We start from the raw sequence: 21503 nt of genomic DNA, 5'->3' as shown, positions 1-21503 counted from the left end.
TCTTAAAGTCAAATTTACATATTTTTACATCTAAACAAAGAAATATCTGCTAGTTACGTATTTCCGGGTGAGGCAGCGGCAGGCGAAGCAACGCGTGCCCCTGACTATTCTTTTGTCAGGAGCAGCGTAAACGGCAGGATAACGGGTTAAGGCGTGATGCGCTGGCGGTGCTCGTCTGCACCCTGCGTCGGCTGATGGATGGCGATATAGCGCTGATAGCGGGCCGGTTTGAGTCTGGACAGATCGACCAGCACCAGCCCGTCGATACAGTTATTAAAGGCCGGATCGGTGCCAAAATCGATAAACTGTACGCCGCCCGGCTCGCACAGCTCGCTGTACTGTTTGTAAAGCGTCGGAATCGAACAACCCAGGTTATTCAGCAGGCTTTTCAGCCGAACCAGATCGCCCTGATAGTCATCGCCGGCAAACTGCGCCAGCACCTGCGGCAGCGAAGCAGGATAAGGCTGACGCGACTGGGCCAGCGGATTGTCAGAGGCAAAATAGAGCCGGTAAAAGGCAATCAGCAGATCCCGCGCCGCAACAGGCATGCCACCGGAGATCGACACCGGCCCGAACAGATAGCGATATTGCGGGTATTTGGCCAGATAAGCACCAATGCCCAGCCACAGATAGTCCAGCCCGCGTTTGCCCCAATAGGTCGGCTGAATAAAGCTGCGGCCCAGCTCAATGCCCTGCGCCAGTATCGGCATCATATCGCGGTCATAATCAAACAGGCTGTTGCTGTAGATGCCCGCCAGCCCTTTGCGTTCCAGCTGTTCGCCGGTGGGAATAAAGCGGTAGGCGCCGACGATATCCAGCGCCTCTTCATCCCACAGCACCAGGTGATAATAGTCGTCGTCGTAGCTGTCCAGATCGCGGCGGCGGCCGGAGCCTTCCCCCACCGCGCGGAATGCAATCTCCCGCAGGCGCCCCAATTCCCGCAGGATTGGCGAGCGCGCGTCATCCTGCCGCCGATAGAGGAAAATCGCTTTGCCATCGGGAGTTTTTCCCAGTTGTTCACAGGCTTTCAGCGCTTTTTTCAGTTCCTGGCGGTCTTCCGGCAAGGCAATGGGCGACTCGCTGGCAAACAGGCCGCTTTTCCCCTGACCCAGGCGGTACACATGGCGGCGAAAACGTTCGGCCAGATCGCGGGCGCTGGTGTGGCCGTCGTGCCAGCTGTTAAACGGAATCCGCCCGCCGATACGCATTTTGATGCGACCGCCGCGCTGCTGGAACATTTCGCGCACCAGCAGCAGCGTCGACAAAGGGCGATACGCCAGCGAGGCGAGATAAAACAGACTGCTGTTGCGGGCGCTGATATGAATCGGCACGATTGGCGCCCGTGCTTTGGCCGCCAGCCGCAGAAAGCCGGTATGCCAGTGGCCGTCGCGGATCCCCTGCGGGCTGATGCGCGATACCTCTCCGGCCGGGAACATAATCAGCACGCCCTGCCGTTCCAACTGCTGCTGCATGGCCTGGATCTGCTGACGGCTGGTCTTGTACGCCACATTGTCGACCGGGACAAACAGGCTGCTCAGCGGCTCGATATAGCTCAGCACCTGGCTGGCGACCACTTTCACATCCTGACGCACCGCCGCCACGGCGCGCAGCAGCGCCAGGCCGTCCAGCGAGCCTATCGGATGATTAGCCACCAGCACCACCGGCCCCTGGCTCGGGATATTCTCCAGATCGCCGTCCACCAGTTCACAGCTGAGGTTGAAGTAGTCCACCACCTGCTCAACCAGGTCAAGCCCGCGCAGATGCGGATAGTCGGCGGCAAACTGTTTGAATTCTTTTTCGAAGAGCAGATTTCTCAGCAGGCTACGCTGCCAGGCGGGGGGATTGCGATGCGGAAAAGCGTCTTGCAGCAAAGTGTCCAAGCTAAACATCGTGTTATCTCCTTGGCCTAGTCGCAGCAAAGTTAAGCCAGCGGTATGACTGCGACATGTCAGAAAGATGACGAAAAAATTAAACCTCCCGCCCCGCCGCACGTCCCGGGCGGTGAAAAAGGCATCAGGCTTTATTGAGCATAGTCCGGCTTTGAGCCTGATTCAAAAATACGCGCGCAACCCTGCTAATCCCTTGTGGGTAATGTGCAGGTTAATGTCCGAAAGCCGCCATCGCCGCGCGTGGTTTCATGTAATAATCGGCCCATCAGTGAAGAGGAGTGAACGTATGCAGACATTTTTAATTGACCGGATGCCTACGCCGATAGGTGAACTGGTGCTGATTGCCGATGAGCAAGGTCAGCTGCGCGCCGTCGACTGGAGCGACTATTACGACAAGCTGATCAAGCTGCTGAATACCCATTACCGCCGCGGCGGTTTCCAACTACAGGAGCAGCGTGACCCCGGCGGTCTGAGCAGCCTGATGCAGCGCTACTTTGCCGGCGAGCTGGAGGTCATCAACAATATCCCGGTCATGACCGCCGGCAGTGAATTCCAGCGCACCGTCTGGCGGCAGCTGCGCCGCATCCCCTGCGGGGAAACCATCACCTACGGCGAGCTGGCAAAACGTATCGGACGACCGACCGCCTCACGCGCCGTCGGCATGGCGAACGGCTCCAATCCCGTCAGCATCGTGGTGCCCTGCCATCGGGTGATTGGCTCCCAGGGCGCGCTGACCGGCTATGCCGGCGGCGTGGCGCGCAAACAGTGGCTGCTGAAACACGAAGGCTTTTTACCAAAAGATTTGCTGTAGCGTTTTTAAAGCCGCGCACCGGCCCGTGTGCGGTTTTTCATTTCAAATCATATAGTTTGCTCGCGAACAGCATAAAAGCACAGCGAAATGATTAAATATCGCACACTATGCCCCTATTCTTCCTATTGATACCCTTATAACCTGCCGCAAAAGATGTTAAAATTGACGCATATCAATTATTGCGTGAGCGTAATCTATGATCCCTGAAAAACGCGTGATCCGTCGTATCCAGTCCGGTGGTTGTGCGATCCACTGTCAGGACTGCAGCATCAGCCAGCTGTGCATCCCTTTCACCCTCAATGCCCATGAGCTTGACCAGCTCGACAACATCATTGAAAGAAAAAAGCCGATCCAAAAGGGTCAAACGCTGTTCAAGGCTGGTGATGAACTGAAGTCCCTGTATGCCATCCGTTCAGGAACCATCAAGAGCTACACCATTACCGAACAAGGCGACGAGCAGATTACCGGCTTCCATCTGGCCGGCGATCTGGTCGGCTTTGACGCCATCGGCTCGCTGAAGCATCCGAGCTTTGCCCAGGCGCTGGAAACTTCGATGGTCTGCGAAATCCCGTTCGAAACGCTGGACGATCTGGCCGGTAAAATGCCGAATCTGCGCCAGCAGATCATGCGCCTGATGAGCGGCGAGATCAAAGGCGATCAGGACATGATCCTGTTGCTGTCGAAAAAGAACGCGGAAGAGCGTCTGGCGGCGTTTGTCTATAATCTGTCGCGCCGCTTTGCCGAACGCGGTTTCTCGCAGCGCGAGTTCCGCCTGACCATGACGCGCGGCGATATCGGCAACTACCTCGGTCTGACGGTAGAAACCATCAGCCGCCTGCTGGGCCGCTTCCAGAAAAACGAAATTCTCAGCGTCAAAGGCAAATACATTACCATCGAGAATGCGGATGCCCTGTCGCAACTGGCCGGCACCCCGCGCATCAGCGTCGCTGCCGTCTGATACCATCGCCGGATCAATAATTTCTAATTATTGATCCGGCTCATCCTCTCTCCGCTGTTCTGTTTTTCAATGTTGGGTTACTCTGTAAATTAACAGACTGTTGATTTCAGCTGTAAGGAGGCCCTAATGGCGATGTATCAGAATCTTCTGGTGGCTATTGACCCCAACCAGGATGACCAGCCGGCGCTGCGCCGGGCGGTATACCTGGTCAAGCGGAATGGCGGGCGCATCAAGGCCTTCCTTCCTATCTATGACTTCTCTTACGAAATGACCACCCTGCTGTCGCCGGATGAACGTACGGCAATGCGCCAGGGCGTTATCAGTCAGCGCGCCGCATGGATCAAGGAACAGTGTCGCTTTTATCTGGAAGATGGCGTGCCCATCGAAATCAAAGTGGTCTGGCACAACCGTCCGTTTGAGGCCATTATTCAAGAGGTGCTGAACGGACAGCATGATTTACTACTGAAAATGGCGCATCAGCATGACCGGCTGGAATCGGTAATCTTTACCCCGACCGACTGGCATCTGCTGCGTAAGTGTCCGTGTCCGGTGTGGATGGTGAAAGACCAACCCTGGCCGGAAGGCGGCAAGGCGCTGGTGGCGGTCAACCTGTCCAGCGAAGAGCCGTACCACGACCCGCTCAATATTCGTCTGGTGCAGGAAACCGTCGAACTGGCGGAAAACGTTAACCAAACGGAAGTCCATCTGGTCGGCGCCTACCCGGTTACGCCGATCAATATCGCCATCGAGCTTCCCGATTTTGACCCCAGCGTTTACAACGACGCCATTCGCGGCCAGCATCTGATCGCGATGAAGGCGCTACGCCAGAAATTTGGCATCAATGAAGAGTTTACCCACGTCGAGAAAGGTCTGCCGGAAGAAGTGATTCCGGATCTGGCCGAGCACCTGCAGGCCGGCGTGGTGGTGCTGGGCACCCTGGGGCGCACCGGTATCTCCGCCGCCTTTATCGGCAACACCGCTGAACATGTGATCGACCATCTGAAATGCGACCTGTTGGTGATCAAGCCGGAAGACTTCAACTGCCCAATTGAGGCTGATGAAGATGATGAGCATGACGATGAGGACTAGAGCAACACGCCAGTCATAAACAAAACAGGGCCCCGCGGGGCCCTGTTGACGTCTGGCTGAGAATTACAGCTCGATAACGTCGAAGCGCACGTCCGGGTTGACGTCCGCATCGTAGTCCACGCCTTCCAGACCGAAGCCGAACAGGCGCAGGAACTCCTGCTTGTAACCGGTGTAGTCGGTCAGCTCGCTCAGGTTTTCCGAAGTGATGGACGGCCACAGGTCGCGACACGCCTGCTGCACGTCGTCACGCAGTTCCCAGTCGTCCATACGGATGCGCTGATGGTCGTCCAGCGCCTTGTCGTCGCCGTACAGACGGGTGCGCATCAGGCGGTAGACCTGCTCCATGCAGCCTTCGTGGATGCCTTTCTCTTTCATGATTTTGAAAGCCATGGAGATATACAGCGGCATCACCGGAATGGCGGAGGAAGCCTGGGTCACCACGGACTTCAGCACCGCTACGTGCGCAGTGCCGCCTTTAGCGGACAGATCGCCGCGGATAGCAGTCGCTGCGCGGTCCAGATCTTCTTTTGCCCGGCCGAGCGTACCGTGCCAGTAGATTGGCCAGGTCAAGTCGGTGCCGATATAGGAGTAAGCCACGGATTTCGCGCCTTCCGCCAGAACGCCGGCGCCTTCCAGCGCGGACATCCACAGTTCCCAGTCCTGACCGCCCATCACGGTGATGGTGTTTTCAATTTCTTCTTCCGTCGCCGGTTCAACGGTGGCGGAGACGATCTGATCCTTGTTGGTGTCAATCGCCGTGGTGGTGTACACCTCGCCGATTGGCTTCAGCGCAGAACGCACCACTTCGCCGGTTTCCGGCATTTTACGCACCGGAGAAGCCAGCGAGTAAACCACCAGATCGATCTGGCCGAGGTCCTGTTTGATCAGTTCGATCACTTTTTCGCGGCATTCGTTGGAAAACGCATCGCCATTGATGCTTTTCGCGTACAGGCCTTCTTCTTTGGCAGCCTTGTCGAACGCGGCGGAGTTATACCAGCCGGCAGTTGCGGGCTTGGTTTCGGTGCCGGCTTTTTCGAAGAACACGCCGATAGTGGCCGCGCCGCTACCGAAAGCCGCAGCGATACGGGAGGCCAGACCATAACCGGTGGAGGCGCCGATAACCAATACGCGTTTCGGGCCATCAGCGATAGCGCCCTGCTGTTTGGTATAGGCAATCTGACGACGAACATTGGCTTCACAACCCACCGGATGAGTGGTGGTGCAGATAAAGCCGCGAACCTTAGGTTTGATAATCATATTGGGTCTAGGATCCGTTAAATGGATGAAATCGGGACATAAGATACCGCATTACGCCCCTTAATTGTGATCTGATGTGTTGGATTGCACAAATTATGGCCCATCTGGCGTCAAATTCCGCATTTTTTACCCGTCCGCACGCCGGGATTGCCCTGATGAACGCCGGCGACATGCCGCCTGGCGGGCTTCAGTCGTCCGGCAAGGCCCAGTGCGGGTTCCACACCACTTCCCATAGATGCCCGTCCGGGTCGCGAAAGTAGCCGGCATAGCCGCCATAAAACGTCCCCTGCGCAGATTTGACGATCCCGGCCCCGGCGCGCTGCGCCGCCGTCATGATGGCATCAACCTCCGCCCGGCTGGCGACGTTGTGCCCGATGGAAAAGGCGGTCGAACTAATGGGCGTTTTCGCCAGTCCGGTGTCGTGCGCCAGGTCGTCCTGCGCCCAGATGGCAAGTTTGACCCCGCCGGATAGTTCGAAGAACGCCACCGCGCCGTGTTCAAACTCACGGCCGATAATACCGTCGGTCGGCAGGCCCAGACCGTCACGATAAAAAGCCAGGGATTTTTCCAGATCGGCAACGGCCAGCGTCAGCACGGAAATTCTCGCTTTCATCATTCACCTCAGGCAGCTTATCGGTGACATTGTCACTCAACGGCGCGCGTAATACGCGCTCCCCTTCATGCACTGTTGCTGAACTACTCAGCATAGGCGGCCAGGCGGTTGACCGCAAAAAAATGCCGGCCACGTAACGTGACCGGCATTGCAGTTTTCATCATGCCGACGCCTGACGATTACAACGCGTTTTTAATCGCATCCACGCTGGCTTTGGCGTCGCCGAACAGCATCTGGCTGTTTTCTTTAAAGAACAGCGGATTCTGCACGCCGGCGTAGCCGGTATTCATCGAGCGTTTAAACACGATAACGTTCTGCGCCTTCCACACTTCCAATACCGGCATGCCGGCAATTGGGCTGCGCGGATCTTCCAGCGCCGCCGGGTTAACGGTGTCGTTGGCGCCGATCACCAACACGGTGTCGGTATCGGCGAAGTCGTCGTTGATCTCGTCCATTTCCAGCACCACGTCGTACGGTACCTTGGCTTCCGCCAGCAGCACGTTCATATGGCCCGGCAGACGGCCGGCGACCGGGTGAATGCCGAAGCGCACGTTAATGCCGCGGGCGCGCAGTTTCTCGGTGATTTCCGCCACCGGATACTGCGCCTGCGCCACCGCCATCCCATAGCCCGGCGTGATGATCACCGAACTGGAATTACGCAGCAGTTCAGCCACCTCTTCCGCCGTAGTTTCCCGGTATTCGCCCATCTCTTCCGCCTCGCCGGTAGACGAACCGTCGGTGCCGAAACCGCCGGCAATCACGCTGATAAACGAACGGTTCATCGCCTTACACATAATGTAAGACAGGATGGCGCCGGAGGAGCCGACCAGCGCGCCGGTCACGATCAGCAGATCGTTGCTCAGCATAAAGCCTGCCGCCGCCGCCGCCCAACCGGAATAGGAGTTGAGCATTGACACCACCACCGGCATATCCGCCCCGCCGATCGAGGCCACCAGATGCCAGCCGAACGCCAGCGCGATCGCCGTCATCACCAGCAGTGCAAACACCTGCAGCCCTACGCTGTCGCTGGAAACGAACATCACCATCAGCAGGAAAGAGACCACCAGCGCCGCCAGGTTCAGTTTATGGCGGTTCGGCAGCATCAGCGGCTTGGAGGAAATTTTGCCGCGCAGCTTGCCGAATGCCACGATGGAACCGGTAAAGGTCACCGCGCCGATAAAGATGCCGAGGAACACTTCGCTCAGATGGATATTCTCCATCACCGGCTCCATCGGCGCGCCATGGTCCAGATAGCTGTTAAAACCGACCAGCACCGCCGCCAGGCCGACGAAGCTGTGCAGCATCGCCACCAGCTCCGGCATTTCGGTCATTTCCACCTTCTTCGCCAGATAAACGCCGATCGATCCGCCGATAATCATCGCGATAATGATCCAACCCACGTTGCCGGCGTCCGGCCCGAGGATGGTGGCAATCAGCGCAATCGCCATCCCGGCGATGCCGAAGCGGTTGCCCAGCTTGGAGGTTTCATGACGCGACAGCCCCGCAAGACTCAAGATAAATAAAATAGCGGCAACAATGTATGCTGCTGTAACTAATCCACCAGACATTGGTTACCCCTTATTTACGGAACATCTTCAGCATGCGCTGAGTGACGGTGAATCCGCCAAAAATATTGATGCTGGCAATCAGCACGGCGATAAAGGAGAGGAAACTCACCCAGCCGCCGTGGCCAATCTGCAACAGGGCGCCAACCACAATAATGCCTGAAATCGCATTGGTGACCGACATCAACGGCGTATGCAGCGCGTGGCTGACGTTCCACACCACGTAGTAACCAACCACGCAGGCCAGCGCAAACACGGTGAAGTGCGACAGGAACTCTTTCGGCGCGGCGTCCGCCAGCCAGCCGAACAGCACCACGGCCAGCGCCATCAGGCCGTACTTCAGCCACGGCGAAATCGGTTTTTTCTCCTCTTTGGCCGGCGGTTCCACGGCCTGCGCCTGCGGTTTCGGCTGGGCGGAAACCTGAATCGGCGGTGCCGGCCAGGTGATATCGCCGTCGCGCACCACCGTCACGCCGCGGATCACGCTGTCTTCAAAGTCGATATCCAGCTCGCCGTTTTTCTCCTTCGCCAGCAGATTCAGCAGGTTGACCAGGTTGGTGCCGTACAGCTGAGAGGACTGGGTCGGCAGGCGGCTCGGCAGATCGGTATAGCCGATGATTTTCACCCCGTTGTCGCTGGTGATGATGCGATCGGCGACGGTCAGTTCGCAGTTGCCGCCGGTTTGCGCCGCCAGATCGACAACCACGCTGCCCGGCTTCATGCTGGCGACCATCTCTTTGGTAATCAGCTTCGGAGCCGGCTTGCCCGGAATCAGCGCGGTGGTGACGATAATATCCACCTCTTCCGCCTGCGCGGCAAACAGCGCCATCTCCGCCTTGATAAAGGCTTCGGACATCACCTTGGCATAGCCGTCACCGCTGCCCGCCTCTTCCTCGAAGTCCAGCTCCAGGAACTCCGCGCCCATGCTCTGCACCTGCTCCTTCACTTCCGGGCGGGTGTCAAAGGCGCGGACGATCGCTCCCAGACTGCCGGCAGCGCCGATAGCCGCCAGACCGGCGACGCCGGCGCCGATAATCATCACTTTCGCCGGCGGCACTTTACCGGCGGCGGTGATCTGCCCGGTGAAGAAGCGGCCAAATTCGTGCGCGGCCTCTACGATGGCGCGGTAGCCGGCGATATTGGCCATCGAGCTCAGCGCATCCATCGACTGCGCGCGCGAAATACGCGGCACAGAATCCATCGCCAGCGTGGTAATACGCCGCGCCGCCAGTTTTTCCATCAGCTCAGGGTTCTGCGCCGGCCAGATAAAGCTGACCAGCGTGCTCCCCTCGCGCATCAGGGCAATTTCCTCTTCCTGCGGCGCGTTGACCTTCAGGATCAGATCCGACTGCCACACCTCTGCGGCGTCGGCCACCGTCGCGCCTGCCTGTTGATAAGCGACATCTTCAAAGCTTGCCAGTTTGCCCGCATCGTGCTCGATAGCGACGCTGAAACCCAGTTTCAGCAGTTGCTCCACCGTTTTCGGCGTAGCTGCGACGCGCGCTTCATTGGCCAACCGTTCTTTAGGTACACCAATACGCATAATATTCCCTTCCGGATTATGATCTTATTATCTTCCAACCCCATAGTGATAACGCCGTCCATTGACCCGTTGCCGAAGCGTGCCGGCGGATAAATGGCGGCGTTACCTATAACCTACTGAAAATAGGATCGATGATCTACGTTTGCTTAACCCATAGGATGAGTTTTTACATAAAAATGCATAAAGCGACATGACAGAGCGCAATTTTCTCTGAAAAAAATAACCAAAGTCCTAATGAAAACAGGCAGTTTTCTTACCGTGAGCCATCAGCGCAGGCACAGTACTCTGCGGCAATGCGGCATAAAAGTTATAAAAATGTGAATAAACAATGCTTATTCAAACAAAATCTTTATTATGGATGCTTATATCCGAAGACGATGAAAAAGAACGCCACGCCATTAACAGATTTGTCTCAGGCGATGACATAAAATGCTGAGACACCTGCCAAGATTACATGTAATAATCAATGGCTGAATAACACCTCAACAGTTCAGCACGTTATAAACGTTAATGCGCTAGGCGAAAGGATTTTTTATGAAGCTGAAGAACACGATCATCGCATCAGCCTTGTTATCACTTACCGCGCTGTCCGCTCATGCTGCGCAAGAGTTAACGCCTGAGAAAGCGGCGGCTATCAAGCCATTTGATCGCATCACCATCACCGGCCGTTTCAACGCCATCAACGAAGCCGCCACCGCCGTCTCTCGCCGCGCCGATAAACTGGGCGCAGACGCTTTCTATATTCAAGATATTAATAATAGTAACAATGGCGGCAACTGGCGCGTAACGGCGGACATCTACCACAGCGACGCGCCGGAAGTAGAGAAGAGCAACTATCGCGTATTCAACGGCGTGAAAGAGCTGCCGAAAGACAAGGCCTACCAGTTAGAGCCGTATGATACCGTCAGCGTCAGCGGTTTCTTCCGCAGCCAGCCGGACGTCAACGACGCCATCTCCAAGCAGGCGAAGAAAAAAGGCGCCGATTCCTTCTTTATCGTCCGTCAGGTTGACGCTAACAAGGGCGGCAACCAATACGTCACCGCTTACGTCTATAAAGCCGATGCGCCAAAACGCATCGTGCAGAGCCCGAACGCGATCCCGGCCGACTCCGAAGCCGGTAAAGCCGCGCTGGCCGCCGGCGGTGCCGCCGCGGCGAAGGTAGAGATCCCGGGCGTCGCCTCTTCCGGCTCACCAAGCCGTGAAGTCGGCCGCTTCTTCGAAACGCAGTCGTCAACCGGCAAGCGTTACACTGTCACCCTGGCCGACGGCACCAAAATCCAGGAAGTAAACAATGTGACCGCCGCGCAAATGCAGCCGTTTGACTCCGTGACCTTTACCGGCCACTTCAACAGCATGACCGACGTCTCCACCGAAGTGGCGAAGCGTGCGGCCGCCAAAGGCGCCAAGTACTATCACGTCACCCGCCAGTGGCAGAACAAGAGCGGCGGCAACCTGACCGTCAGCGCCGATCTGTTCAAATAAACCGCGTTTTACCCCTTCCGACGGGCAGCCCTGGCGCTGCCCGTTTTTCTTTCCGTCACGACTGAATAATTTTTTAACCGTTCCGCATATTCAATCATTGCATCCCGCTGCGTCCGTCCGTAGAATCTGCGCCGTTTTTCAGGGCTAATTGTCTAAACGCACGGTGATCGTCACCCTGTTTTTACTGCTCAATCGGCGCTCTCCAGCTGTTTATTCTGTATTCGGGATCCTTCATTGGAAAAAAAATTAGGTCTACTCGCATTAACCGCTCTGGTGCTCAGTTCCATGCTCGGCGCCGGCGTGTTCAGCCTGCCGCAAAATATGGCGGAAGTCGCCAGCCCGGCGGCCCTGCTGATCGGCTGGGGCATTACCGGCGTCGGCATTCTGTTCCTGGCCTTCGCCATGCTGCTGCTGACCCGGCTGCGTCCCGATCTGGATGGCGGTATCTTTACGTATGCCAAAGAAGGCTTCGGCGAGCTGGTCGGCTTCTGCTCCGCCTGGGGCTATTGGCTGTGCGCGGTGATTGCCAATGTCTCTTATCTGGTGATCGTCTTCGCCGCGCTGAGCATTTTCACCGACCGCGGCGGCGCGGTGATCTTCGGCGACGGCAACACCTGGCAGGCGCTGGTGGGGGAATCCATTCTGCTGTGGGTGGTGCATGCGCTGGTGCTGCGCGGCGTGCAGACCGCCGCCAGCATCAACCTGGCCGCCACGCTGGCCAAGCTGCTGCCGCTCGGGTTGTTTGCCGTGCTGGCGGTGATCGCCTTTAAGATGGACGTATTCACCCTCGACTTTACCGGCGTCGCGCTCGGCAAGCCGGTGTGGGAGCAGGTAAAAAACACCATGCTGATCACTCTTTGGGTATTTATCGGCGTGGAAGGCGCGGTGGTAGTGTCGGCACGGGCGCGCAACAAGAAGGATGTCGGGCTGGCCACCATGCTGGCAGTGGTGTCCGCGCTGGCGGTATACCTGCTGGTGACGCTGCTGGCGCTCGGCGTGGTGCCGCGCAGCGAACTGGCGCAGATGCGCAACCCGTCCATGGCGGTGATGATGGTCGATCTGCTCGGCCCGTGGGGCGATGTGATTATCGCCGTCGGCCTGATTATCTCGGTATGCGGCGCCTACTTGAGTTGGACCATTATGGCGGCCGAAGTACCGCTGCTGGCCGCGCAGCACGGCGCCTTTCCGAAAGTGTTCCGCCGGCAGAATAAAAACCACGCCCCGTCCGCCTCGCTGTGGCTGACCAACGGCGCGGTGCAGATTGCGCTGGTGCTGATCTGGTTTACCAGCAGCAACTATAACTCGCTGCTGACCATCGCCTCGGAAATGATTCTGGTGCCCTATTTCCTGGTCGGCGCCTTCCTGTTCAAAGTGGCGCGGCAGCGCAATGACAAACGCCTGATCGTGGCGGCAAGCGGCGCCTGCCTGTATGGCATCTGGCTGCTGTATGCCTCAGGGCTGATGCATCTGCTGATGTCGGTGCTGCTGTACGCGCCGGGGTTGCTGGTGTTTATCTATGCCCGTCGCGGCCATGATGACGTGAAATTGCTGAACAAGCTGGAAAGAAGCAGCATTCTGCTGCTGCTGTTGGCCACCGTGCCGGCCGGCTGGTTTATGCTGCAGTAATGAGTGAGGACGGCCGGGTGAAAACACCCGGTCATTTTTCCTGCGTGCTGATGGTGATGCGCTCACCCACCTGCGTTAATACCACGTTTGTCGCACACTCCTGCTGAATCGCCGCCAGTTGAGTTTTATCCAGCGCATAAGGCAGCAGAATATCAAATACCGCCAACCCCTGCTGTTGCCCAAGATCGATCAGACGCACAATATTGGTTTCATCGCTGACCTGGGTGGACACCACCTGCAAAGCCAACTCTTTTAACTGTTCTGTACGCGTTTGCGTGGATACCACGCGTGATTTCAGCACCATGCCAAAAATAGGCATAACGCCGTAAATTGCATCAATAAAGCGCCAGTGCTTCTTGCACGATGCAGACAGAAATTCCATGTAGTCAAAGCAGATTGTTTCACTGCGCGCGACGGATGCAAGGTGACCGTTACTCATCCCCTCAGTTCCTCTTTTGGCCAGCGTATACCTGTCGCCCTGGATATTTAGGGTATATTACATCCTGAAATGGATAATCGATGCGAAGCTATAACGATTTTACGCCGTATAATGGCATAATTCCCCTATTGTTTGCCAGCCTGTTCAGGAGCTTTAATCGATGGAACCCTATGACTCTGCGCCGGTAGTGATCACCGGCGGCGCCCGCCGCATCGGCCTGGCGCTGGCCAAATCGCTGCTGCAGCGCCAGGTGCCGGTAATCGTCGCCTACCGCAGTGACTATCCGGCGCTCGCCGAACTCAAATCGCTGGGCGCCACCTGCATTCAAGCCGACTTCTCCACCCATGACGGCATCTACCAGTTTGCCGCGCAGGTGCGGGAAACCACGCCTAAACTGCGGGCGCTGGTGCATAACGCCAGCGCCTGGCAGGCCGAATCGCCACAGACGCCGCCGGAGCAGGTGATGGCGTCGATGCTGCAAATCCACGTTTACACCCCTTACCTGCTGAATCAGCTGCTAGAGCCCTGCCTGCGCGGTCAGGGACAGGCCGGCGCCGATATTATCCACCTGACGGATTACGTGGTGGAGAAAGGCAGCGATAAGCATATCGCCTACGCCGCCAGCAAGGCGGCGCTGGATAATATGACCCGCTCGTTCGCCCGCAAGCTGGCGCCGGAGGTGAAGGTCAACGCCATTGCGCCGGCGCTGATTATCTTTAACCCCGGCGACGATGAAGCCTATCGCCAGCAGGCGCTGCAAAAATCGTTGATGAAAGTCGCCCCCGGCGAAAGCGAAGTGGTCGAACTGGTGCATTACCTGCTCGGCAGCCGCTATGTAACCGGCCGCACCCACGGCGTCGACGGCGGCCGTCCGCTGCGCTGATCGTTGCCGAGCGGAGCATGGCGCAACGTACAGCGGCGCGCTATGCTGAATGCCGTCTTGCTGATAACTCCCCGGAAAAAATGCACAAAATTGTTTTTGTAGAAGACGACGCCGACGTCGGTAAATTAATCGCCGCCTATCTGGGCAAGCATGATATTGACGTCTTGGTCGAACCGCGTGGCGACACCGCCCTGGAGCGCATTGCGCAGGAGCAGCCGGATCTGGTGCTGCTGGATATTATGCTGCCCGGCAAAGACGGCATGACGCTGTGCCGCGATTTGCGGCCGCAGTTTCACGGCCCGATTGTGCTGCTGACGTCGCTTGACAGCGATATGAACCATATTCTGTCGCTGGAAATGGGTGCCAACGACTATATTTTGAAAACCACGCCGCCGGCGGTGCTGCTGGCGCGCCTGCGCCTGCATCTGCGTCAGGGCGCCGCAGGGCATGAAGATCCCGCCGCCCTGACGCCGCACAACGCGCTGCATTTCGGCCTGCTGTGCATTGACCCGGTCAACCGCCAGGTGACGCTGGCGGACGAGACCATCACCCTTTCCACCTCGGACTTTGACCTGCTGTGGGAACTGGCGACCCACGCCGGGCAGATTATGGACCGGGAGGCGCTGCTGCAAAACCTGCGCGGCGTCAGCTATGACGGACTGGATCGCAGCATCGACGTCGCGATTTCCCGCCTGCGCCGCAAGCTGTACGACAATGCGCTGGACCCCTTCCGCATCAAAACCGTACGCAACAAAGGCTACCTGTTCGCCCCCAACGCCTGGGAACAGGCGCAGCCATGAGAAAACTCTTCGTACAGTTCTTCCTGCTGCTGTTCGTCTGCTTTCTGGTGATGGCGATGCTGGTCGGGCTGGTGTACAAGGTGACCGCCGAACGCGCCGGCCGCCAGTCGATGGACGACCTGATGAAAAGCTCGCTGTACCTGATGCGCAGCGAACTGCGGGAAATTCCGCTCAAGGACTGGAACAAAACCATTGATACGCTGGATCTCAACCTCTCCTTCCAGCTGCACATTGAGCCACTGGGCAAGCAGAAACTGAGCGATGAGATGAAAAAGCGGCTGCGGCTGGGGGAAATCATCGCGCTGGACGATCAGTACACCTTTATGCAGCGCATTCCGCGCAGCCACTACGTGCTGGTGGTTGGCCCCATTCCCTATCTGTTCTATCTGCATCAGGTGCGGCTGTTGGATCTGGTGGTGCTGCTGCTGATTGGCCTGTCGCTGGCGCTGCCGGTGTTTCTGTGGATGCGCCCGCACTGGCAGGATCTGCTGAAGCTGGAAAACGCCGCGCAGCGCCTCGGCGCCGGACATCTGGACGAGCGCACCCATTTTGATCCCACTTCCAGCCTGAACCGGCTCGGCGTGGCGTTCAATCAGATGGCGGACAATATCAACACTCTGATCGCCAGTAAGAAGCAGCTGATTGACGGCATCGCTCACGAATTACGCACTCCGCTGGTGCGGTTGCGGTACCGGCTGGCGATGAGCGATAACCTGTCCGACGGCGAACAGCAGGCACTGAACCGCGATATCGGCCAGTTGGAATCGCTGATCGACGAGCTGCTGACCTATGCGCGCCTTGACCGCCCGCAGGTGGCGCTGAATATTGAACCGATCGACCTGCCCGGCTGGCTGCAGGACAAAACGGAAGATCTGCGGCTGATGCATCCCGAGCGCGATATTGCACTGGATATCCCCCATCGCGGCGACTTCGGCGGCGTGGATCTGCGCCTGATGGAGCGGGTGCTGGATAACCTGGTAAACAACGCGCTGCGCTATGCGCAACGGCGCCTGCGCATCGGCCTGTGGTTTGACGGCAACATCGCCTGCCTGCAGGTGGAAGATGACGGGCCGGGCATTCCGCCGGATGAGCGCCAGCGTATTTTCGAACCGTTTGTACGCCTGGACCCCAGCCGCGACCGCGCCACCGGCGGCTGCGGCCTGGGGCTGGCCATCGTGCACTCCATTGCCGTTGCCTATCAGGGGCAGGTTTTCGTCGACGCCAGCCCGCTCGGCGGCGCCAGTTTCCGCTTCAGCTGGCCGGTAAAATCCCCTGCCTTGTTAAATGCCGAGCCGACAGCGCGTTAAGGGGATAAGGGCAATCCCGTTCAGACTGGTTGCGGATATATCAAGCGAGAGTGAACGAACGACTACGTTTTTGTATCCGCATCACTCGCCATGTAAACGCATACGTTTAATGTCACGCTGCGGAGATTCACCAAATTCCCGGCGGTATTCGCGACTAAACTGCGAAGCACTTTCATAACCAACGATTAAAGCAGCGCTGCCGGCGTCCAGATGCTTGCTCAGCATCTGTTGTCTGGCCTCCTGTAGCCGGAGCTTCTTCTGGTACTGTAGCGGGCTCACCCCCGTCACCGCCCGAAAATGTTGCCGAAACGTGGATGGGCTCATATAGGCACTCGCGGCTAATTCATCTATGCAGACAGAACGCGTGAAATTCTGTTTAAGCCAGCCAACCACCCTGGCAATATTCTGCCCCGGAGAGCCTGCCGTTGCCAGATGCCGGAGCTGGGGGCCATGATTACTGGCCAATAAGCGGATAATAATTTCCTGTACGATGAGCGGCGCGATCGGGCCGATTAAGTCCGGCTCGGCCAAGAGCTTTATCAGACGTTGCAAAGCGCCCGTTACCCCTTCATCCAGAGGCTCAACAGACAGCGGATTAAGCAATGTTTCCCTTACAGGCTTCGCCGAAGGCATAAGCGCAGCAGTCTGTACCACAGTCCGGGGATCAAATGTCAGCACCAACCCCAGAAAGGGCTCATCCTGGCTTGCCTGAGTAACATGGGAGACCACTGGTAGATCTATCGTGGTCAGCATAGACTCACCTGCGCTGTACCGGGTTAGTTTCCCCGCCAGCATGACCTCTTTCGCTCCCTGCACCACAACGCCCAGTCCCATCTGATAAATACAGTGCACGGGCGCCGTGGGCACACTACGGCGATGAATGGTGAGTGAAGAAATGGCCGTAGAATAATCACCATCGTTTTGGGCAATCTCTACAATCATATCCGCAATATTTTTTTGGTCGGAATTCGGATTTTCAGTGGCCATATATGCACAACAGAACGATAATTTTAATGATTTCCTAAATTTACCATTATCAAAGCCGACTTTGCACCTTTCAATAATGATTAATCATTTTAGGCAATTTTTTCGGCGAATATGACAAGGGCATCGGATAAGAAAGGACTATGATTACGCTCATACTTCACTTGGATGGATGAGAGGTCGATGCCTGATTTGTTTGATTCCTACACGCTTAAAGATATTACCCTGCGCAACAGGATTGTCGCCTCACGCATCCCGACGGCCTTGCTTCCGTCGCTATGCACCATGCCGGCGCCGAGTGGCGCGGGAGTTTAACCTCCCCCGTTTTGCCGGTTCCGTACGCGTACTGGCTGCAAAACCGGACAAAATAGTGAGTGACAATAAAGCAGCAATTAACCCCGTACTAAGGAAACTGAGATGACAGACAATATTAAAGATAAAGTAATTGTAATAACCGGTGCTTCAAGCGGTATGGGTGAAGCTGCAGCTCGTCACCTTGCCAAAAAAGGTGCCAAATTGGTACTTGCAGCCCGCCGCTCCGATCGTATAGATGTGTTGGCCAAGGAAATCAATGATCAAGGCGGAACTGCAATTGCTGTAGCAACCGATGTAACCCGTGAAGATGACGTTAAAAAGCTCGTTGATACTGCCGTTAACCAACTGGGTCGCATTGATGTACTGATTAATAATGCCGGTGTTATGCCGCTATCGCCGCTCGATCAGGTTAAAGTGAATGAGTGGAATCAGATGATCGATGTGAACCTCCGTGGTGTTCTGCATGGCATCGCCGCCGCCCTGCCATATATGAAAGCCCAAAAGTCGGGACACATCATCAATACGGCATCCGTTGCCGGCCACCTGGTCTTCCCGGCATCCGCCGTTTACTCTGCCACAAAATATGCGGTACGCGCACTCACCGAGGGGCTGAGAAAAGAAGCCTGCGCTTATAACGTCCGTGCAACCATTATCTCTCCAGGGGCGGTATCTACAGAGTTGCTCGAGCATATCAGCGATAAAGACGTTCAGGCTGTCAATCAGGAGTACGTAGGAAAAGTTGGCGTTCCGCCGGAAACCTATGCCCGCATGGTTGCTTTTGCCATTAGCGAACCCGAAGATGTGGGTGTTAACGAGATTATTTTCCGACCAACAGCCCAGGATTTGTAAGCCTGTACGACAAAAGCGGGAGAGTCTGGCAGACGGCTCTCCCACATTCAAAAAATACTCTGTGTACAGGGAGTTACGCGGTTTCCCCCGGAGGAATTACGGGGTTATATCTTACCGGCATCCGCACTGAAATGATTGATAAATTAGTCATGGAACGGCTCCCCGCCATTTATACCAGGACGTACTACTTATCGCGTTCCGAACAGAATATTCTATGTATGGCATAGCTACAAAGTATCGATAATAGGTGAATCGACTATCCACACACCTAACTCTAATATACCCCCCCTGATTTAACCGCGTAACCATCATGGATATCATGATTTGCCAATGAGAGTAAAAAGCACCGCCGCTGTTTAGTAAACACCGGCGGCTGCGCATGACTGTTTTCACAAAAGCGATATTCGCTGCCTTACCCTGTCCGGTTGCCGCTTGCCTGCGCCACCTTTCCCTTATAGATTGCTGCCTATCGGCGGAGCAAAGCCGCCCGCAGCGGCCGGCAACCATAAGGATAGCGACAAGATGGCCAATATTCGCGACGTTGCCCGGCGAGCCGGCGTTTCCATCAGCAGCGTGTCAAACCTGCTTAATCATCGCGCCCATCAGATGAGTGAAGAGACGCGGTTGCGCATTGAGCGAGCGATGGACGAGCTGCATTACCGGCCGCAGAGAATGCCGCCGCGCACTAGCGGGCAGCCGACGATTATCGGTTTACTGGTGCCGTCGATTGTCAATCCCAGCTTTTCGGCGCTGGCGCATCAGGTCGACCTGTCTGCCCGGGCATACCGCTACCGCGTGCTGCTCGGTAATTCATACCGTCAGGAAGAAGAGGAACGCGCCTTTATCACCGATATGTTCGCCCACGGCGTGCGCGGCATTATCGTCGCGGCGAGCGATATCCGCCAAACGCACTTTGTCCGCTGTGCCGAACAGGGGATGAGAATTGTCAGCTACGACAACCGTTTTAGCGGCAGTATGGCCGCCGATACCCGGCTGGTCGACAGCGTCTCTATGGACAACGTTGAAGCCGGCCGGCTGGCGGCGAACCACCTGATTGAGCGTGGCTGCCGGCAGATTGTTTTTGCCACCGAGGCGGCCCTCACCCTGAGCCGCAGCAATAAAATCGACGGTTTTCTGGCGGCGTTGCGCAGCCATCAGCTACCGGCGTATGAACGGGTGATAGAAGGCAACGCCAGCAGTGAATATGGCGATACGGAGATGTTTGAACTCGGCCGGGCGCTGGTAAGCCGTATACTCGCCATGACGCCCCGTCCGGACGGTATTGTGGCAATCAACGATGCGCTGGGCATTGGCCTGATGACGGGGCTGCGCGCCGCCGGGGTGCGCATACCGCAGCAGATATCCATCGTTGGCATCGACAATATTTCGCTGGCCGGATTTTCCGAACCGGGACTGACCTCGGTAATGCCGCCGCTGGCCGCTATGGCGCAGCTGATGGTCGAACGCTTAATTAAACGCATCAACGATCCTCTGCTGCCGCCCGGTGAATTTCTTTTTCCGCCGACCTTGATCGGCCGTCAGTCAGTAAAAGATTAGCGCCAATTCGGCACGGCGACAGATATATTTCGACGCTGGGGGCTCCCCTGCGTTATCGGCAGCGGTATACGTAAATCAATAGGAATAAATAATGAATACCAATAACCCACTAATAATGCGCTAACACGCAACGTCATCACATCAGGCAATCGTTTATTAATTAACACCGGCGAGCATTAAAGCCGGGGACGGAACACGCCAATAAACAAAACTTGGATAAATAACCATGAACAAAAGAACGCCGCAGGATATTGAACGCAGCGCAATAAGAAAGCTGACGCTGCATATCGTCCCCTTAATGATTCTGTTATATTTTCTGGCCTTTCTTGATCGTAACAATATGGCTTATGCCGCCATAGCGTTGGAAGACAGCCTGGGGCTCACGGCCTCTGCATTCGGTTTTGCCTCCGGTATTTTCTTTATCGGCTATTTTATGTTTGAAATCCCCAGCAATGCCGGCACGATCAAGTTCGGCCCGCGTATCTGGTTCGCCCGCATCCTTATCTCATGGGGCATCTTCGCCACCCTGATGGGCTTTGCACGTACGCCGATGGAGCTGTATATCTGCCGTTTTATGCTGGGTGTCTGTGAGGCCGGCTTCTTCCCCTCCGTGGTCTACTATTTTACCGTATTTTTCCCGGAAAAATACCGCACCAAAATTCTGGGCATGTTTATTATCGTCCAGCCTTTATCCAACGCCATCGGCTCACCGATTTCCGGTTTTATCCTTAATATTGACAACGGCTGGTTTGGCCTTGAACCCTGGCAACTGCTGTTTATTATTGAAGGCGTGCCGCCGATTATTATCGGCCTGATTATTCCGTTTATCATAAAGAACTCACCAAAAGACGTCGGTTACCTTGACGTGGAGGAGAAAGCCTGGTTAATGAATAATAACCAGCGTACCAAATCCGGATCACAAATAACGCTGGGTGATTTCTTTAACGGTATTAAAAACAAAAAATATCTGATCTACGCCCTGCTGAATTTCGGCATGGTCTGCGGCATTTACGGTTTTGGCATGTGGCTGCCCTCCATCCTTACCGCCATTTCCGGCAACGATATTTTCCACGTCAGCCTGCTGGCGCTGATCCCCTATGGCCTGGGGGCGCTGCTGGTTTATCCGTGGAGCCTGTGGGCCAGTAAAACCCGGCAAATCGGCATTTTTGCCGGCATCAGCATGGTGATGGCCGCCATCGGTCTGGCCGGCGCGGTAGTCTTCTTCCAATACAACCTGTTCGTCTCGCTCTCTTTCTTATGTCTCGCCGCCGTCGGTATCTACACCGCCGTTCCGCCGTTTTTATCCATGCCCGCCAATATTTCGTCGGGCGCGTCGGCCGCCGCCGGCCTGGCGGTGGTGAGCTGCATTGGCAACATCGGTGGCTTTGTCGCCCCCTATGTGGTGGGCGTGCTTAACGAATTTACCCACAGCAGCATTCCGGGGCTGGTTTTCCTGGCGCTGTGTCTGCTGGTCACCGGCCTGATTTGCATTTTCTACTGCGCCAAACAGCGCGAAGGCGTCATCAGGGCGTAACT

At 56.4% G+C, this 21503-nt stretch carries 18 protein-coding genes; 11 read left to right on the top strand and 7 right to left on the bottom strand.

The features are described from left to right. Positions 1-146: 146 nt before the first annotated feature. Positions 147-1889: a lysophospholipid acyltransferase family protein gene (locus tag TAN611_RS11350; protein ID WP_105231089.1), complete on the bottom strand. Its 1743-nt coding sequence runs from the start codon at positions 1887-1889 to the stop codon at positions 147-149. A 286-nt stretch (positions 1890-2175) separates the two neighbouring features. On the opposite strand from TAN611_RS11350, the gene ogt reads away from it, so the two are divergent. The 3 genes from ogt (at position 2176) to uspE (ending at position 4747) form a co-directional block, all read left to right on the top strand. After that, positions 2176-2700, top strand: coding sequence for a methylated-DNA--[protein]-cysteine S-methyltransferase (ogt, locus tag TAN611_RS11345; RefSeq protein WP_187043128.1), 525 nt, complete (start codon positions 2176-2178; stop codon positions 2698-2700). Between the two features lie 196 nt (positions 2701-2896). Continuing rightward, entirely contained in the window at positions 2897-3658 is a 762-nt protein-coding gene (locus TAN611_RS11340) for an FNR family transcription factor (RefSeq protein ID WP_105231087.1), read from the top strand. Between the two features lie 126 nt (positions 3659-3784). Continuing rightward, the gene (uspE, locus tag TAN611_RS11335) at positions 3785-4747 is read left to right on the top strand and encodes a universal stress protein UspE (RefSeq protein WP_105231086.1); all 963 of its coding nucleotides are present in this window, start codon (positions 3785-3787) and stop codon (positions 4745-4747) included. Between the two features lie 63 nt (positions 4748-4810). On the opposite strand, the gene fabV is transcribed toward uspE, so the two are convergent. The 4 genes from fabV to pntA form a co-directional block, all read right to left on the bottom strand. Continuing rightward, a complete protein-coding gene (fabV, locus tag TAN611_RS11330) occupies positions 4811-6004 on the bottom strand; it encodes an enoyl-ACP reductase FabV (RefSeq protein ID WP_105231085.1) in 1194 nt (397 codons plus the stop codon). Positions 6005-6191: 187 nt separating this feature from the next. Next, positions 6192-6620 (bottom strand): VOC family protein, encoded by a 429-nt coding sequence (locus tag TAN611_RS11325; RefSeq protein WP_197710659.1) that lies wholly within the window; start codon positions 6618-6620, stop codon positions 6192-6194. A 176-nt stretch (positions 6621-6796) separates the two neighbouring features. Then, positions 6797-8185 carry a Re/Si-specific NAD(P)(+) transhydrogenase subunit beta gene (gene pntB, locus TAN611_RS11320; protein ID WP_054305037.1) on the bottom strand — a complete coding sequence of 463 codons (1389 nt, stop codon included), beginning with the start codon at positions 8183-8185 and terminating at the stop codon, positions 6797-6799. Between the two features lie 10 nt (positions 8186-8195). Further along, positions 8196-9725 carry a Re/Si-specific NAD(P)(+) transhydrogenase subunit alpha gene (gene pntA, locus TAN611_RS11315; RefSeq protein ID WP_203067716.1) on the bottom strand — a complete coding sequence of 510 codons (1530 nt, stop codon included), beginning with the start codon at positions 9723-9725 and terminating at the stop codon, positions 8196-8198. A 534-nt stretch (positions 9726-10259) separates the two neighbouring features. Here pntA and ydgH point away from each other — a divergent pair. After that, positions 10260-11207 (top strand): DUF1471 family protein YdgH, encoded by a 948-nt coding sequence (gene ydgH / locus TAN611_RS11310; protein WP_105231082.1) that lies wholly within the window; start codon positions 10260-10262, stop codon positions 11205-11207. A 234-nt stretch (positions 11208-11441) separates the two neighbouring features. Next, complete coding sequence (locus tag TAN611_RS11305) at positions 11442-12833, top strand: amino acid permease (RefSeq protein ID WP_105231081.1); 1392 nt, start codon at positions 11442-11444, stop codon at positions 12831-12833. Between the two features lie 31 nt (positions 12834-12864). Here TAN611_RS11305 and TAN611_RS11300 read toward each other — a convergent pair whose 3' ends face one another. Next, the gene (locus TAN611_RS11300) at positions 12865-13272 is read right to left on the bottom strand and encodes a hypothetical protein (RefSeq protein WP_203067715.1); all 408 of its coding nucleotides are present in this window, start codon (positions 13270-13272) and stop codon (positions 12865-12867) included. 160 nt (positions 13273-13432) lie between these two features. Between TAN611_RS11300 and folM the strand changes: the two genes are divergently transcribed. The 3 genes from folM to rstB all read left to right on the top strand — a co-directional run bounded on the left by folM (position 13433) and on the right by rstB (position 16262). Further along, positions 13433-14155 carry a dihydromonapterin reductase gene (folM, locus tag TAN611_RS11295; RefSeq protein ID WP_105231079.1) on the top strand — a complete coding sequence of 241 codons (723 nt, stop codon included), beginning with the start codon at positions 13433-13435 and terminating at the stop codon, positions 14153-14155. Positions 14156-14235: 80 nt separating this feature from the next. Continuing rightward, the gene (gene rstA / locus TAN611_RS11290; protein WP_105233330.1) at positions 14236-14955 is read left to right on the top strand and encodes a two-component system response regulator RstA; all 720 of its coding nucleotides are present in this window, start codon (positions 14236-14238) and stop codon (positions 14953-14955) included. Continuing rightward, positions 14952-16262, top strand: a complete 1311-nt coding sequence (gene rstB / locus TAN611_RS11285; protein WP_203067714.1) for a two-component system sensor histidine kinase RstB — start codon at positions 14952-14954, stop codon at positions 16260-16262. The genes rstA and rstB overlap by 4 nt, the downstream gene beginning before the upstream one ends. Positions 16263-16343: 81 nt before the next feature. On the opposite strand, the gene TAN611_RS11280 is transcribed toward rstB, so the two are convergent. Then, complete coding sequence (locus TAN611_RS11280) at positions 16344-17249, bottom strand: AraC family transcriptional regulator (RefSeq protein ID WP_105231077.1); 906 nt, start codon at positions 17247-17249, stop codon at positions 16344-16346. Positions 17250-17663: 414 nt separating this feature from the next. Here TAN611_RS11280 and TAN611_RS11275 point away from each other — a divergent pair, with 414 nt between their 5' ends. The 3 genes from TAN611_RS11275 (at position 17664) to TAN611_RS11265 (ending at position 21501) form a co-directional block, all read left to right on the top strand. Beyond that, positions 17664-18410, top strand: a complete 747-nt coding sequence (locus tag TAN611_RS11275; RefSeq protein ID WP_105231076.1) for an SDR family oxidoreductase — start codon at positions 17664-17666, stop codon at positions 18408-18410. A gap of 522 nt (positions 18411-18932) precedes the next feature. Further along, positions 18933-19967, top strand: a complete 1035-nt coding sequence (locus tag TAN611_RS11270) for a LacI family DNA-binding transcriptional regulator (RefSeq protein ID WP_105231075.1) — start codon at positions 18933-18935, stop codon at positions 19965-19967. A gap of 226 nt (positions 19968-20193) precedes the next feature. Further along, the gene (locus TAN611_RS11265) at positions 20194-21501 is read left to right on the top strand and encodes an MFS transporter (protein WP_187043130.1); all 1308 of its coding nucleotides are present in this window, start codon (positions 20194-20196) and stop codon (positions 21499-21501) included. The last annotated feature ends 2 nt before the right edge of the window (positions 21502-21503 follow it).

The sequence above is a fragment of the Serratia sp. Tan611 genome, from assembly GCF_905188235.1.
GTDB classification, from domain to species: Bacteria; Pseudomonadota; Gammaproteobacteria; order Enterobacterales; family Enterobacteriaceae; genus Serratia_B; species Serratia_B rhizosphaerae.
The sequence above is the reverse complement of the archived record's forward strand: the minus strand, read 5'-3'. Positions and strand labels throughout refer to the sequence as shown.

Bases quoted from the DNA above. Each gene is read 5' to 3' on its own strand.
- TAN611_RS11350 (WP_105231089.1), bottom strand. From the start codon at position 1,889: ATGTTTAGCTTGGACACTTTGCTGCAAGACGCTTTTCCGCATCGCAAT.
- ogt (WP_187043128.1), top strand. From the start codon at position 2,176: ATGCAGACATTTTTAATTGACCGGATGCCTACGCCGATAGGTGAACTG.
- TAN611_RS11340 (WP_105231087.1), top strand. From the start codon at position 2,897: ATGATCCCTGAAAAACGCGTGATCCGTCGTATCCAGTCCGGTGGTTGT.
- uspE (WP_105231086.1), top strand. From the start codon at position 3,785: ATGGCGATGTATCAGAATCTTCTGGTGGCTATTGACCCCAACCAGGAT.
- fabV (WP_105231085.1), bottom strand. From the start codon at position 6,004: ATGATTATCAAACCTAAGGTTCGCGGCTTTATCTGCACCACCACTCAT.
- TAN611_RS11325 (WP_197710659.1), bottom strand. From the start codon at position 6,620: ATGATGAAAGCGAGAATTTCCGTGCTGACGCTGGCCGTTGCCGATCTG.
- pntB (WP_054305037.1), bottom strand. From the start codon at position 8,185: ATGTCTGGTGGATTAGTTACAGCAGCATACATTGTTGCCGCTATTTTA.
- pntA (WP_203067716.1), bottom strand. From the start codon at position 9,725: ATGCGTATTGGTGTACCTAAAGAACGGTTGGCCAATGAAGCGCGCGTC.
- ydgH (WP_105231082.1), top strand. From the start codon at position 10,260: ATGAAGCTGAAGAACACGATCATCGCATCAGCCTTGTTATCACTTACC.
- TAN611_RS11300 (WP_203067715.1), bottom strand. From the start codon at position 13,272: ATGAGTAACGGTCACCTTGCATCCGTCGCGCGCAGTGAAACAATCTGC.
- folM (WP_105231079.1), top strand. From the start codon at position 13,433: ATGGAACCCTATGACTCTGCGCCGGTAGTGATCACCGGCGGCGCCCGC.
- rstA (WP_105233330.1), top strand. From the start codon at position 14,236: ATGCACAAAATTGTTTTTGTAGAAGACGACGCCGACGTCGGTAAATTA.
- rstB (WP_203067714.1), top strand. From the start codon at position 14,952: ATGAGAAAACTCTTCGTACAGTTCTTCCTGCTGCTGTTCGTCTGCTTT.
- TAN611_RS11280 (WP_105231077.1), bottom strand. From the start codon at position 17,249: ATGGCCACTGAAAATCCGAATTCCGACCAAAAAAATATTGCGGATATG.
- TAN611_RS11275 (WP_105231076.1), top strand. From the start codon at position 17,664: ATGACAGACAATATTAAAGATAAAGTAATTGTAATAACCGGTGCTTCA.
- TAN611_RS11270 (WP_105231075.1), top strand. From the start codon at position 18,933: ATGGCCAATATTCGCGACGTTGCCCGGCGAGCCGGCGTTTCCATCAGC.
- TAN611_RS11265 (WP_187043130.1), top strand. From the start codon at position 20,194: ATGAACAAAAGAACGCCGCAGGATATTGAACGCAGCGCAATAAGAAAG.